Genomic DNA, 14,623 nt, shown 5'->3' with positions numbered 1-14,623 from the left:
TGAATATTAGAAATCATTTCTCTCAAAGTTATAATTAAAGTTACAAAATAAATTACGGGAAAACCTCATTTAGTAAAATTTTACTAAAATTAAAATTCAAACTTTAACTGTACTACAACGGCTTTTTTCACTTCATTATTCAGATTATTGAGTGAAATTCCGAGCAGCCGGACAGAATCTTTCATTTTTTCCTGATACAACAGTTCTTCTACCACTTCCATAATCAAGCTTTTATCTGAAATAAAATAAGGCAGGGTTTTACTTCTGGTTTGCTGCGTAAAATCGCTGTATTTAATTTTGAGTGTAACTGTTTTACCAGAAATTTTATGCTTTTTTAATCGTTTTTCCAACGATACAGCAATTCTTTCGAGCTGTTCAAGCATAAAGATCTCTGAAGATAAATTAACATCAAAAGTATGTTCTGCCGCTACAGATTTTGTAATTCGGAATGGCTTTACTTCGCTGTTATGAATTCCGCGAACAACTTTATAGTAAAAAGCCCCGGATTTACCGAAGTGCTTTTCAAGAAATTCTAATGATTTACTTTTGAGATCTAAACCTGTAAAAATGCCCAGCTGATACATTTTTTCGGTCGTGACCTTTCCAACCCCATAAAACTTTCGTATTGGCAGTTCTTCCAGAAAAGGTACTATTTCATCAGGATTTACGGTTTTCTGCCCGTTGGGTTTATTGAAATCGCTGGCAATTTTGGCCACAAATTTGTTAATCGAAATTCCAGCTGAAGCCGTAAGTCCTACTTCATTTAAAATACGGTTTCTAATTTCCTGTGCCAATAAACTTGCGCTTGGATTTCCTTTTTTATTTTGAGTAACATCAAGATACGCTTCATCAAGCGAAAGCGGTTCTACCAAATCTGTATAATCATGAAAGATTTTATGAATTTTGGATGAAATTTCTTTATACCGATCAAATCTCGGCCGGACAAAAATAATTTCAGGACAGTATTTTTTGGCCAAAACACCGCTTATGGCACTTCGCACACCAAATTTCCTAGCCTCGTAACTTGCCGCCGAAACTACTCCTCTATTTTCTGATCCGCCAACTGCAACAGGTTTTCCGCGTAAAGCAGGATTATCCATCTGCTCTACCGAAGCATAAAAAGCATCCATATCAATATGAATTATTTTGCGATATGTTGGCGCATCTGACATTTTTGCAAATTTAAAAAGTAAAGCAGTAAAAAAACGCTTGAAATAGTTATAAATAGTATCAATTTTGAAAGATTAACAAGTAAATGATCCCAAACAAATCATTTTAATTATTTTTGTAGTTACTACCGAAATATTTAAAAATGCGAACATTTGTTATAGGCGACATACACGGAGGATTACTCGCACTTGAACAAGTCTTGAAAAGAGCCGAAGTTACTACACAAGATACTATTATATTTTTAGGCGATTATGTTGATGGCTGGAGTCAGTCGGCAGAAGTTATAGACTTTCTTATAGAATTTAAAAAAACACAAAATTGTATTTTCATCAGAGGAAATCATGATCAGCTGGCGTTGGACTGGCTTGAAAACAGACATGAAGATTTTGATGAAGAAATGTGGTACAAACATGGCGGAAGAGCTACTGTTGAAGGATATTCTAAAATTTCACCAGAAAGAAAAAAAGATCATATTGCTTTTTTTGAATCGCTGAAGGATTATTATCTCGATGATGAAAACCGACTTTTTGTTCATGCGGGATTCACGAATCTAAATGGTGTAGTATGGGAATATTTTCCAAAATTATTCTATTGGGACAGAACACTTTGGGAATCAGCATTAGCATTAGACCCAAATTTAAAACCTGATGATTTATATTATCCAAAACGTTTTACGGTTTACAAAGAGATATATATTGGTCACACGCCTGTTACCAGAATTGGAGAAACGGTGCCAATAAATAAAGCCTGCGTTTGGAATGTCGATACCGGAGCTGCTTTTAAAGGCCCTCTAACGATTATGAACATCGATACAAAAGAATTCTGGCAGAGCGAACCGTTAAATGAATTGTATTCTAACGAAAAAGGTAGGAATTGATATATAAAAATTTAATATTTGCACAGCAAAATAATTAATATTTAAGTTTATGAAAAAAGTTATCACATTATTGTTTTTAGTATCGTTTGGATTTATTCATGCGCAAAAAGCTTTTAGCGGAAAAGGCGATATGAAAGTAAACGTAGGTGCTAATCTACAAGATGGAGGATCAGGAATTCAAGGTTCTATCGACTTTGGTTTAGGAGAAAATTTCTCTTTCGGATTTGTTTCTACTTACTTACTTGGAGTAGACAATTTTAATGGTTACTACCACGGAGGCCCAACTTACTACAGCGATTACAAGCCGGAATTTAAAGATCGTTTTGATGCAAAAGCAAGAATCAATGCTAATTTAAGCAGTGTTATTGGTGTTGAGCAGTTAGATGTTTATCCAGGTTTAAGCTTAGGTTTAAAAAACTTTGGAGGACACATCGGAGGACGTTACTTTTTTACTGACGGATTTGGTGTTTTTACAGAAATTGGTTTCCCTATTGCAAAATACAGCGACAATAACGATATGTTCGATCATTTAAACAATCAGGCTACTTTTAGTTTAGGAGCTTCTTTTAATTTATAAGAGAATTTATCTCGCAAAGTTTTATAAAAAAACCGCTCAATTGAGCGGTTTTTCTTTTTATGTATAACAACATTATTTGCTTAACTGAATTGTCCAGTCAGCACCGCTGTAAATTTTATATTTAGCTGAGAAACTCCCCTGATTTACGGCTAATGAAAAATTCAAAAGACTGTTGAAATACGTAACATCCGTTCCTACAGGAACTTCTCCAAAAGTATTTACCAGTTTTAATTTTCCGTCATATACTTTTTTAGTTCCGTTGAAAATCTGAATTTTAACGAAGTCACCCGCTTTTAAACCAAGATTAGCAAACGTCTTTTTATCAATATTTGTCCAAACATTTCCGTATTGAATATCCAGAATTGGAATTCCACCTTTGATAACTCCGTTTTCAAAAACTGGTTTTTGGTAATCAATTTTAACCACTTCACTTGGCAGTTTTGGCCCAACTTCTTCAAAAGTAATTGTTTTTGATGCTAAACGCGCGCCTGTAAAAGCATACACATCACGTCCGTGAAACGTATACGATTCATTGGAGTTTTGACGACGGTTTTTAACCTCATCGATTTCACGAACTTCCTGAATTCCTAATTGTTCTGCTATTAAAGTTAAAGTTCCGTTATCCGGCGTTACAAAATAATGACCCGATTTTGTCAATAAAACTACCGAATGTCTTGACGTACCTACTCCCGGATCACAAACTGAAACAAAAACAGTTCCCGTTGGATAATATTGAGCCGTTTGTGATAAACGATAAGCTGCTTCCCAAATATTAAAAGCCGGAATTTCGTGTGTTAAATCAAATATTTTCAAATCGGTTGAAACACCCATTGCAACTCCTTTCATAGCAGAAACCGCTCCATCTTTCAAACCAAAATCAGATTGAAAAACCAATACATTATTTTGCGAAAAACCATTAAATGTAATTGCTAACAAAAAAAGTAGTACTCTTAATTTCATTTTTTCTATTTTTAAATTTATGCAAAGATATTTCATTAAAATCAAAAAATCATATAATGAATTTACAAAAAACAAGATTTTATAAATTGATTTTAGTTTTTTACAATTACATTTGCATTTTATTCTTTATCCTATATAAATAATAGGAAAATAATCTCTCCAATACTTTTAGTACAAAAAACCATTTTTATTATGAGAAAAAAATTAAAACTTATTATAACACTCGTTCTCACTTTGTCGAGCAGTTTGTTTTTTGCCCAAAATCACGAAATCAGCGGAACAATCACAACTGAAACCGGAATTCCGTTAGAGTTTGCTGCTATTCTTGTAAAAGGAACTCAAACTACGGCAACAAGTGATGCTTTGGGAAAATTCAAAATTTCGGCAGTCACAAATTCACCAACACTTATCGTATCGTTATTTGGCTATCAAACCAAAGAAATAGTGGCAAAAGATCATTTTGTGGATGTTCAATTGATTTTAGAAAATAATAATTTAGATGAAATTGTAGTTGTTGGAAACCGAAACCCAAAGAAATCTAAACTCGAAACCGCCGTTCCTGTTGATGTTGTAAATCTGGCTAAAATTAGAAACACAACACCGCAAACCACAACAAATGACATTTTAACGTATTTGATTCCGTCTTTCAATTCAAACCGACAATCTTCGGCAGACGGGACGGAACATATTGATCCGGCTTCTTTGAGAGGTTTGGGTCCGGATCAGGTTTTGGTTTTGATTAACGGAAAAAGAAGACACACAACTTCTTTGGTAAATTATCAAAACACGGTTGGAAATGGTTCGGTTGGAACTGATTTAAGCGCAATTCCAGCTTCGGCAATTAAAAGAATTGAAGTTTTACGCGATGGTGCAGCTGCACAATATGGATCTGATGCGATTGCTGGTGTTATAAACTTGGTTTTAAAAGACAACACAGGTTTAGAAGCAAATGCCACTTATGGTTCGACTTCAAGAAATGACGGTCAAACAACAAATTTGAATTTAAATTACGGAACAAAAATTGGCAATAAAGGCGGCTTTATAAATCTTTCGGCAGAATTTAATGACCGTCAGAAAACAAATCGTTCTCAAAATCATAACCTGATTATTTTTGATCAATCGGCAGAAGGCAATTTCTTTGCTTACGATTTTGCTGATGATCCGGCGCAATCACGTCAGATTGATGATAATCTTTTGGCTCAAAACGGTTTGAAACGTGATGATTTTAATTTCCAGATTGGTGACGCAAAAATCCAGAATATTCAGGGTTTCTTTAATGCTTCGATTCCGTTAAACGAACAAATCGAATTTTATGCTTCCGGAGGTGTGAGCCACAGAAAAGGAACAGGTTACGGTTTTAGACGTTTACCAAGTGAAACAGAAAGTGTTGTAACTTCTATTTTTCCTTTCGGATTTCAACCTGAATTGAATTCAGTTGTTACGGATCTTTCTTCTTCATTTGGTTTCAAATTCAAATTTGGCGAATGGAAACTGGATTTGAGTAATACAATTGGAGAAAATAAATTTGTTTATGATGTTTCAAACACAAACAACTTTTCTCTGGGAGATGCCAGTCCGACAGAATTTAAAGCCGGAAATCATTCTTTTCTTCAAAATACGGTAAATGCTGACATTTCAAGATTGTATAAAGATATTTTCAGCGGATTGAATGTTGCTTTTGGTGCCGAATATCGATATGAAAAATATAAAATTGTTCCCGGCGAAGAAGCTTCTTATATTGATGGCGGCGCGCAGTCTTTTCCAGGATTTTCTCCTCTAAATCAAGTTAATGAAGACAGAAACAGCGTTGGTGTTTATGCTGATGTTGAAGCGGATATTACTGATAAGTTTTTAGTTGGAATTGCGGGTCGTTATGAAGATTATACCGATTTTGGAAATACTATAAACGGGAAATTATCTTTGAGATATAAAATCCTGAATAATCTTTTTGTGCGCGGCGCGATTAGTTCTGGTTTTAGAGCGCCTTCATTGCATCAGCAATATTTCAATAATATCGCAACAGATGTTGTTGATGGTGAACTTCTGAATTCGGGTATTTTTAGAAATGACAGCGACGTAGCAAAACAACTCGGAATTCCGAAATTAAAAGAAGAAACGTCTAGAAATTACAGTTTTGGAGTTGTTTTTTCTCCAACAAAAAATTTGCATATAACTGCAGATTATTATCATATTCGAATTGATAACCGAATCATTTTGACCGGAAATTTAGGAAACGATGCTTATGGAGATCCTGTTCCTGAACTTCGTAATTTATTTGCTCAATATGGGGCTCAAACGGGACGTTTCTTTACTAATGCAATTAATACTACTACAGATGGTCTTGACGTTGTTATCGATTATGATTTAAATGCCGGACGTGGTAAATTGAATCTTTCTTTATTATACAATTACAACAACAATCAGGTTGATAATCAGTTAAACAATATTCCGGCCATTTTTGTTGGTCAGGAAGATGTTTATTACGGACCGCAGGAAAGAAGTCTAATCGAATCGAATACTCCTAAACACAAAGGAACTTTTGCTGTTAATTACAGTATTGATAAATGGAACTTTTTATTGAGAAATACTTATTTTGGTGAAGTTATTCGAGATGGTTTCCCTTTTGGCGGCATTCAAAGACATAACGGAAAAGTAGTTACCGATTTGACAATTGCTTATAAAATAACGCCTAGAGTTCAGTTTGCCTTAGGCGCTAATAACTTATTTGATGTTTTCCCGGATAAACAAATCTATGAAAACAGTTATTACGGAGTATTCAAATATGCACCGGTTCAAATGGGAACTACGGGGGCTTATTACTTCGGAAGAATGAGTTTTTCTTTGTAGGCATTTTAACCGCAAAGGGCACTGAGGTTTCTCGCAAAGTTAGCAGAGTTATTTTTCTTTGTGGGTGATTTAATCTCGCAAAGTCGCGGAGCCGCAAAGTTCATTGTTTAGATTCAATAACGTCCAGCTTTAGCTGGATGAAAAAGTAATGAAAGGGAAAAGGGCTTTAGCCAAACATAATCGTTTGGCTAAAGCCCTTTTGTGTATAAATTATACTTCCTCCAGCTAAAGCAGGAGGCAATTAATAAAAACTTTGCGGCTCCGCGACTTTGCGAGATTAAAAAAACTTTGGTGAACTTTGCGAGAAATCTTAGCGCTCTTTGCGTTAAAAAATATTTTGTGGTTAAAAACAAAAAAAGCCCCGCAAATTGCGAGGCTTTTCTATTTTAACTAACTAATTCAATTCTCTTATTTTTTAGCAAATTTCTTCACGATTTTTTTATCTCCGTTATTTAATTCGATAAGATAAATTCCTGTGCTTAATTTACTTACATCAATAGAACCTGCAACTTGTCCTGAGCCCAGCTGCTGCCCTAATGCGTTTATGATTTTATATGAATAATTTTCTTCAGAAAGAGAAACATTCAATTCGCTTTCAACCGGATTTGGATATAATGCAAAACCAACTGGTGCAGTAGTTTCGATTAATCCTGCTGCGATTTCTTCACCATCGATTGTTCCAGAAGCTGTAATGTTTATAGTATAATCTTCAACTTGCCCATAAGAGAAAGTTTCACAAGCTGTTGGAACCGCATTGTATTTCATAGAAACTCTTAACCTTGTTGTTCCTAAAGCTGCAGTTGACGGAATTGTAATTGTTCCTGTTACCGGAGTAGTTTTTGATGCCGTTTTTGTCCAAACCGTTTCTCCAGAATCAGAGAAATCTCCATCTTGGTTATAATCAATGAATACTGCATAACCTTCGTTATACGTTGTTGAAGTCCAGGTTGGCGTTATTGTAATTGTATAAGCCGTTCCTCTGGCAGCATTTGTCGAAATAGAAGTATAGTTTTCATAACCAGTTGTTCCTGTTGAAGTATTATTAATAGTTCCAAAAACAACTTTACCAATTCTTTCGTCGGCAGCGCTGTTTCCTTGTGAATTACAATATGTTACACTCGTTGTTGTAGTGGTTACGTTTACTGTATTACTAGCAGCAGAAATATTCCCCGCTGCATCTTTGGCTTTTACGCTAAAAGTATAAGCAGTTGAAGGCGTTAATCCAGTTACAGTATAAGAAGTTGTAGTAGAAGAACCTTTAAAGCTTGTTCCCTGGTAAATATCATAACCGGTAACCGCTACATTATCTGTAGAAGCTGTCCATGTTAAGTTTGTAGTTGTTCCCGTAGTTCCGGAAGCTGCCAAACCTGTTGGTGCAGATGGCGCAGTTGTATCTGTTCCTCCAGAATATGCCGCTCCAACTCCTACTGCATAAAATGCATTTGTTGTAGCTATAACTTCTGCAGAACCAGCTCCGTATAAATCAATAGCCGATTGTATTCCGTATGTTCTTGCATTTGCATAAGTTGAGTTTGCTCCCAAATAAGCATCTTCTAAACGGAAAGCAATTTTTTCTGCTTTATCAATAGTAATTCCTGTTACGTTATAAGCATTTCCAAGATCATTAGTTCCTGATTTACCTACTGATAAGATGTAAAACCAATGGTTTAAAACACCAGAATTTGTATGTACACCACATTGATCATTGCTATTTGTTGGAGTACAATTTACGTTTACCCAATATGTCCCTCCGTAAGTGTCCGGTTGTCCTTCAGCATTTGGATCGCTCATTGAACGTAAAGCTACGTGTCCGCTTCTTCTTTCGATATCTTCACCAACCAGCCAGATTGATTTTGTTGGCGCTGAATGATATTCAATACAAGCTGCCCAAATATCAGAGAAAGCTTCGTTCATTGCTCCAGATTCTTTTTGGTAAGCTAAATTTGCTGTATAAGTACAAACCGCATGGCCAATTTCATGTCCGGCAACATCTAGTGAAGTTAAAATGTCAAATCCACCAGTTCCTGTTCCGTCACCGTATGTCATTACACTTCCGTTCCAGAAGGCGTTGTTGTTGCTAGAATATCCTGCTGCAACTAAATTATAATGGACATAACTTTTAATTTTTGCTCCGGCATTATCAAAACTGTTTCTTCCGTGAACAGATGACCAATAGTCGTATGTTTTTTCAGCGCCCCAATGTGCATCCAGTGCTCCATTGTCTTTGTTTGTGTTATTGTATTCGGCCGCTGTCCAGTTATTATCAGCATCTGTAAAGTTTGTTGTTGGATACGTCGCAGTTCTTGCAGAATTATACGTTTGAATTCCCAAACCACGAGATGTATCTGATAAAATATAAGATGATCCGCTTAAAGTAGTTTGAATAGTCTGCGTTCCGCTGTAACGAGTTGCTGCGTTTGCTGCTACGAATGCTGCTTTTGAAGCTGTTTCATTTTTAACCGAATTTGAAGCTTTACTCACGTGAACATTATCGTTCAGGTGTTTTATTGCAGCATTATAAAACAATGCTTTTCCAGTTTCAGCATCAATATAAAGGTCACCACGGCTTAATGGTTTTGTAGCATAAATGTCAAATTTATAAGCCAAACGAACTTTATCGCCTGCTCTTTTTTGACCTTGCTGTTCCATATCAGGAAGTAAAACCAATTCACCTTTTGGTTTTTCATATCCTAATTCGGCGGCATCTTGTGGTTTGTCCCAAAGATATTCTGTGGCGCGCGTGTAGCTTAATGCCTTATTAAAAGCATCTTGCGCAGAAAGTGCAGGAGAAAGTTTCACGTTTTCGATGTTGTAATATTCACCGTTCATTGAAACTAATTTTCCATCTTTTGAATGTAAAGTATAATTGGCAAATTCTACTTTAATTCCCTGTTCGTACAGTTGAAATTTTTCATGCGTGTAACCTTGTTTGTCCGATTCTGTTCTGATTTTTTTGAAGGATTGAGAATCTTTTAAACCTAATTGTTCTTTAAAAACCTTTTGTGATTCTGAACTTTTATAAGTCGAAAGTTCATTAAACGTAATTAAATTTGGCTGTCCATTTTCTGAAACACTTTTCTGTTCTACCCGTTTGTCGGTTTGAACCTGCGCAAATGCAGAAAAAGAAAAACTAAGAACAATTGTGGTCACAATAATTTTTGGTAATTTTTTTTTCATAATAATTGGGGGTTTTAAGTTTAGTTAAATGATAAAAAAAATCAATCAATTAAAGTAAGTAAATACTTAAATTTGAGATAAAAGTATTTTAATTTTGTTAGATAATCGATGAAATTTGCCGTTAATCGATAAAATGCAACATTTTTTACATAAATTTAACTTTTATATAACAAAACGTGATAATTTAGCAGCAAAAAAGTCCGAAAATTAATATATCAATTATTTTTAATGTACTGAAATACAGACAAAAAACTTTTTTTATAAATGGATAAGTATAAAAAAACCGCTCAAAAAAGCGGTTTTTTAATTTTATATCTGCATTAATATTTAGGGTCTTGAAAATTTTCTTTTTAATCTAACCATAAACTCTTTCAATGTAATTTCATCCTCTTCATTTGAATCATCTTGAATTAACTCTGAAATATCTTTTTTTCTATAAGGAAGAAGTAAAGAAAAACACCAGATATTTGTTCTTCCGTCTGAAAACGAAATTAACATGAAATAGAAAACTAAAAGTCTAGTAAAAACAAAAATCTTTCGAAAACCTTTACTTAAGTCATATTTTCTATTTTCTCTGATAGCTTTAATAGTGAAGTAAATAAGTTGAATTATAAAAATTGGTATAAGTATATCAGATAAATATATAAAGCTATAACTGTTAATTAAAAATATTAATAACACAATACAAATTGTAGAAACCATATTTGCAATAAACAAATAACTTCCCCATTTTAAATCTATTTCAAACTTTTCCAAATGTGCTTATTTAATCCAAGCAAATGTAGATAAAGATTATCTGAAAATAAAAAAGAGAATCTCCATTTCCGAAAATTCTCTTTTCTAAAGTTAAATGGTTATAATTAAATATCCATTTCCGGAATTTCACCTTCAATTATCAATTCAGCTTCAGTTGAAGCGATAATATGTTCTACAGAAACGCCTGGCGCTCTTTCTAAGAGCTTAAAACCCTTTTCGGTTACTTCGAGAACGGCAAGCTCGGTTACAATCTTTTTTACGCATCCTACGCCTGTTAATGGCAGAGTACATTTTTTTAGAATTTTTGATTCTCCTGCTTTATTAACGTGCATCATGGCCACAATGATGTTTTCGGCAGAAGCCACTAAATCCATTGCACCTCCCATTCCTTTTACCATTTTTCCCGGAATTTTCCAATTGGCAATATCACCGTTTTCCGAAACTTCCATTGCGCCCAGAATAGTTAAATCTACTTTTTGGCTTCTAATCATTCCAAAACTAAAAGCCGAATCGAAAAAACTCGCTCCCGGCAATGTGGTTATGGTTTGTTTTCCTGCGTTGATAATATCTGCATCTTCTTCACCTTCAAAAGGAAACGGCCCCATACCGAGAACACCATTTTCACTTTGAAACTCAACTGCAATATCTTCCCTAACATAATTTGCAACCAAAGTTGGAATTCCTATTCCAAGATTCACAAAATATCTGTCTTTTACTTCTTTTGCGATTCTTTTCGCTATATCTTCTTTTGTTAACATGTCTTGAATGTGTTAATTAGAAAATTTGATAATCAGATAATTGAATTATCTAATCGACAAATTATCTCATTATCTAATTATGCTCTCTTTCTCACAGTTCGCTGTTCGATTCTTTTTTCAAATTTTTCTCCCTGAAAGATACGTTGAACCATAATTCCCGGAATATGAATTTGATTTGGATCCAAAGTACCCACAGGAACCAATTCTTCAACCTCTGCAATTGTAATTTTTCCGGCTCCAGCCATGCAGGCATTAAAGTTTCTGGCAGTTCCTTTAAAAATAAGATTTCCGGCTTCATCACCTTTCCATGCCTTTACAATCGAAAAATCAGCTTTGAAAGCTTGTTCCATAATATGCATTTTACCGTTGAATTCGCGCACTTCTTTTCCTTCAGCAACTTCGGTTCCATAACCGGCTGGCGTAAAAAAAGCAGGAATTCCTGCCTGAGCAGCACGGCATCTTTCTGCTAAAGTTCCCTGCGGTGTCAACTCAACTTCAAGTTCTCCAGAAAGCATCTGACGCTCGAACTCGGCATTTTCTCCCACATAAGATGAAATCATTTTTTTGATTTGTTTTTTCTGTAAAAGCAAACCTAAACCAAAATCATCAACCCCTGCATTGTTTGAAATACAAGTTAAATCTGAAATTGAAGTGTTTACCAATGCTGCAATTGTATTTTCAGGAATTCCGCATAAACCAAATCCACCAAACATAATCGTCATACCGGTTTCAATTCCTTTAATTGCGTCCTGAACATTATTAACTTTTTTTGTTATCATAACAAACTGTCTTTATTACCGTATATTTTTGATAAAAATAAGATTTTTAGATTAAATTATATCGATTTCGTAAAAAATAAAATTTGAAATCAATTATTAATTATAAACCTTATAATATAGAGAAAAAATCTCGTAGAGATTAAATATTGGTAGAAAATTTATTAGCTATAGTATTTTTTGTCCCGTAGGGACTATACGCAATCAAAAGCCTGTAAAGGTGTAGTCCCTACGGGACATCTTCGAAGTTTTATCATTATTACGCTACCGATATTTAACTCCTAATGGAGTATAAGCAATATACTTTATAACGGCTTAAAATAAAAACGATGGTTCGAAAAAAAATCCTCCTATATTCTTCCAGATTCAGAAGATCATAAGAGGATTTATTATTTAAAAACGAATTTAAATTATAACTCGAATTCGTCTGTATTTTGCTCTGTTTGCGTTGTGTCTTTTACAACCGCAGGTCTTTGGTAACAATCTACTTTTATAGAAAGATTTGCCGGACGTTCAAATTCTGATTTTGAGATTTGAAGGTTTTCATCTTTATAACAAAGTTTCATAAAATAAGCCCAAACCGGTAAGGCTGCGGTTGCACCTTGTCCGTAAGTTAAACTTTTGAAACGTGCCGAACGATCTTCGCATCCAACCCAAACTCCTGTTACTAAATTTGGAACCATTCCCATAAACCAGCCATCTGACTGGTTTTGTGTTGTTCCTGTTTTACCCGCAATTGGGTTTTTGAACATATACGGATATCCTGTCCAGCGGTTATCTCCACTTCCTCCTCCTTGTGTACGTAAACGTGCTCCAGATCCGGTTTCGGTTACACCTTCTAATAATTTGATTACGGCAAAGGCAATATCTTTATTTAAAACGTCATGAGATTCCGGAATCGGTTCGTAAATAACTTCACCGCTTTTGTTCTCGATTCTGCTTAAAAACTGTGGTTTTACGTAAACTCCCTGATTTGCAAATGTGCTGTATGCCGCAACCATATCTTCAACTGTAATATCTACAGCTCCTAATGCGATTGAAGGCTGAACCGGAATTTCTGTTTTTACTCCCAATTTTCTTGTCAAATCTACAACAGCTTCAGGACCTGTTCTGTCAATTAATTTTGCAGAAACGGTGTTGATAGAGTTGGCCAAACCTTGTTTTAAAGTTACCATTCCGCGGTATCTGTTGTCAGAGTTTCTTGGTTCCCAGTCTTCTGTTACATGGTGACGTCCTTTATGGATCATAAATGGTCCGTCAAGAATAGAATCACAAGGTGACATATTCAACTCTTCGATAGCTGTTGCATAAACGAAAGGTTTGAATGTAGAACCTACTTGTCTCGCTCCCTGACCTACGTGATCGTATTGGAAATATTTATAATTAATTCCTCCAACCCAGGCTTTAATATTACCTGTTTGCGGTTCCATCGCCATTAAACCAGATTGTAAAAAGTGCTTGTAGTAACGAATAGAATCCAGCGGTGTCATGATGGTATCACGCTCACCTTTCCATGTAAATACGCGCATTCTCGTTTTTACTTTGAAAGAAGCAATAATATCGTCTTCGCTCTTATCCATTTCTTTCATTTGTGCCCAGCGAACAGAATTTTTCATCGCCTGCATCATGATTCTGTCAGTTTCAGCCTGAGTAATATTTACGAAAGGTGCATTTTTATTGTTTTTCATTTCAATGAAAAACTGCTGCTGCAGGTTTTTCATATGCGCTGCCACTGCTTCTTCTGCATATTGCTGCATTCTTGAATCGATGGTTGTATAAATTCTTAAACCATCTTTGTATATGTCATAATCCGTTCCGTCTGGTTTTTTGTTTTCGGTTACCCATTTTTTCATGTAATCACGAAGATATTCTCTAAAATAAGTAGCCGTTCCCTCGCGGTGGCTTTCTAATTTGAATTTTAATGCGATAGGTAATGCCTGAAGTCTTTCTTTTTCGGCATTTGTAATCATTTTTGCTTTTGCCATTTGAGCAAGAACAACGTTACGACGGTTTTTTACTCCTTCGGGATTTCTAACGGGATTGTATAATCCTGAGTTTTTGAACATTCCGACTAAAATAGCCGATTCGTCCATCGTTAAGTCTTTTGGGTCTTTGGAGAAATACGTCTGTGCTGCCGAGCTTACTCCAACTGAATAATTACCGAAATCGTATACGTTACAATACATTGCCAAGATTTCATTTTTGGTATATTGTCGTTCCAGACGAATGGCGATAATCCACTCTTTTATTTTTTGTACAATTCTGAAAGGAAGAAATTTAGATCCTTCACCATGAAATAATTGTTTGGCAAGCTGTTGTGTTAAGGTACTCGCTCCACCATTTGTACCTAAACTAAAAACAGCTCTTAAAGTTCCGCGTCCGTCAATTCCTGAATGTTCGTAAAAACGTGCATCTTCTGTTGCCACTAAAGCTTCAACTAAACTTTTTGGCAAATCTGAATATTTAAGCTGTGATCTGTTGGTCTTGAAATATTTACCTAAAACAACTCCATCAGAAGAAATAATCTCGGTAGCCAGATTTGAATCTGGGTTTTCTAAATCTTCAAAAGAAGGCATCGACCCGAAAAATCCCCAAGAGGCAAATAAGAAGAAAGCCAGAATACCTAAAAGCGTATAAGCAAAGATTCTCCAGAATTTCTTTTTGTAGTAATTAATATCCTTTACGGTGTTGGTTTGATTGTTTTTTTTAGCAGCCATAACTATTT

The 14,623-nt window shown here is 35.0% G+C and carries 10 protein-coding genes; 3 read left to right on the top strand and 7 right to left on the bottom strand.

Features of this window, described 5'->3' with window-relative positions; translation table 11 throughout:
- Nucleotides 1–89: 89 nt before the first annotated feature.
- Nucleotides 90–1,172 carry a DNA polymerase IV gene (dinB, locus tag BUC29_RS08620; protein ID WP_073415333.1) on the bottom strand — a complete coding sequence of 361 codons (1,083 nt, stop codon included), beginning with the start codon at nucleotides 1,170–1,172 and terminating at the stop codon, nucleotides 90–92.
- Between the two features lie 140 nt (nucleotides 1,173–1,312).
- Here dinB and BUC29_RS08615 point away from each other — a divergent pair, with 140 nt between their 5' ends.
- Nucleotides 1,313–2,047, top strand: a complete 735-nt coding sequence (locus BUC29_RS08615) for a metallophosphoesterase family protein (protein WP_073415332.1) — start codon at nucleotides 1,313–1,315, stop codon at nucleotides 2,045–2,047.
- Nucleotides 2,048–2,096: 49 nt separating this feature from the next.
- Nucleotides 2,097–2,624, top strand: coding sequence for a DUF6646 family protein (locus tag BUC29_RS08610; RefSeq protein ID WP_073415331.1), 528 nt, complete (start codon nucleotides 2,097–2,099; stop codon nucleotides 2,622–2,624).
- Nucleotides 2,625–2,696: 72 nt separating this feature from the next.
- Here the strand turns inward: BUC29_RS08610 and BUC29_RS08605 are convergent, their stop codons facing one another.
- The gene (locus BUC29_RS08605; RefSeq protein WP_139260450.1) at nucleotides 2,697–3,584 is read right to left on the bottom strand and encodes an SAM hydrolase/SAM-dependent halogenase family protein; all 888 of its coding nucleotides are present in this window, start codon (nucleotides 3,582–3,584) and stop codon (nucleotides 2,697–2,699) included.
- A gap of 192 nt (nucleotides 3,585–3,776) precedes the next feature.
- Here BUC29_RS08605 and BUC29_RS08600 point away from each other — a divergent pair, with 192 nt between their 5' ends.
- Nucleotides 3,777–6,431 (top strand): TonB-dependent receptor, encoded by a 2,655-nt coding sequence (locus BUC29_RS08600; protein WP_073415330.1) that lies wholly within the window; start codon nucleotides 3,777–3,779, stop codon nucleotides 6,429–6,431.
- Nucleotides 6,432–6,839: 408 nt separating this feature from the next.
- On the opposite strand, the gene BUC29_RS08595 is transcribed toward BUC29_RS08600, so the two are convergent.
- From BUC29_RS08595 to BUC29_RS08575, 5 genes are all read right to left on the bottom strand, one after another.
- Nucleotides 6,840–9,608 carry a M4 family metallopeptidase gene (locus BUC29_RS08595; RefSeq protein ID WP_073415329.1) on the bottom strand — a complete coding sequence of 923 codons (2,769 nt, stop codon included), beginning with the start codon at nucleotides 9,606–9,608 and terminating at the stop codon, nucleotides 6,840–6,842.
- A gap of 327 nt (nucleotides 9,609–9,935) precedes the next feature.
- Nucleotides 9,936–10,364: a hypothetical protein gene (locus BUC29_RS08590; RefSeq protein WP_073415328.1), complete on the bottom strand. Its 429-nt coding sequence runs from the start codon at nucleotides 10,362–10,364 to the stop codon at nucleotides 9,936–9,938.
- A gap of 104 nt (nucleotides 10,365–10,468) precedes the next feature.
- The gene (locus BUC29_RS08585; RefSeq protein WP_073415327.1) at nucleotides 10,469–11,122 is read right to left on the bottom strand and encodes a CoA transferase subunit B; all 654 of its coding nucleotides are present in this window, start codon (nucleotides 11,120–11,122) and stop codon (nucleotides 10,469–10,471) included.
- 77 nt (nucleotides 11,123–11,199) lie between these two features.
- Nucleotides 11,200–11,901 carry a CoA transferase subunit A gene (locus BUC29_RS08580; RefSeq protein WP_073415326.1) on the bottom strand — a complete coding sequence of 234 codons (702 nt, stop codon included), beginning with the start codon at nucleotides 11,899–11,901 and terminating at the stop codon, nucleotides 11,200–11,202.
- A 407-nt stretch (nucleotides 11,902–12,308) separates the two neighbouring features.
- Nucleotides 12,309–14,615 (bottom strand): penicillin-binding protein 1A, encoded by a 2,307-nt coding sequence (locus BUC29_RS08575; RefSeq protein WP_073415325.1) that lies wholly within the window; start codon nucleotides 14,613–14,615, stop codon nucleotides 12,309–12,311.
- Nucleotides 14,616–14,623 lie beyond the last annotated feature (8 nt).

Origin of the sequence: Flavobacterium defluvii (genome assembly GCF_900129555.1) — a bacterium.
Classification (GTDB): domain Bacteria; phylum Bacteroidota; class Bacteroidia; order Flavobacteriales; family Flavobacteriaceae; genus Flavobacterium; species Flavobacterium defluvii.
Note: the sequence above shows the minus strand (reverse complement) of the source record. Positions and strands in the feature narration are given on the sequence as shown.

Coding starts and splice junctions, on each gene's coding strand:
- dinB (WP_073415333.1), bottom strand. CDS start 1,172: ATGTCAGATGCGCCAACATATCGCAAAATAATTCATATTGATATGGAT.
- BUC29_RS08615 (WP_073415332.1), top strand. CDS start 1,313: ATGCGAACATTTGTTATAGGCGACATACACGGAGGATTACTCGCACTT.
- BUC29_RS08610 (WP_073415331.1), top strand. CDS start 2,097: ATGAAAAAAGTTATCACATTATTGTTTTTAGTATCGTTTGGATTTATT.
- BUC29_RS08605 (WP_139260450.1), bottom strand. CDS start 3,584: ATGAAATTAAGAGTACTACTTTTTTTGTTAGCAATTACATTTAATGGT.
- BUC29_RS08600 (WP_073415330.1), top strand. CDS start 3,777: ATGAGAAAAAAATTAAAACTTATTATAACACTCGTTCTCACTTTGTCG.
- BUC29_RS08595 (WP_073415329.1), bottom strand. CDS start 9,608: ATGAAAAAAAAATTACCAAAAATTATTGTGACCACAATTGTTCTTAGT.
- BUC29_RS08585 (WP_073415327.1), bottom strand. CDS start 11,122: ATGTTAACAAAAGAAGATATAGCGAAAAGAATCGCAAAAGAAGTAAAA.
- BUC29_RS08580 (WP_073415326.1), bottom strand. CDS start 11,901: ATGATAACAAAAAAAGTTAATAATGTTCAGGACGCAATTAAAGGAATT.
- BUC29_RS08575 (WP_073415325.1), bottom strand. CDS start 14,615: ATGGCTGCTAAAAAAAACAATCAAACCAACACCGTAAAGGATATTAAT.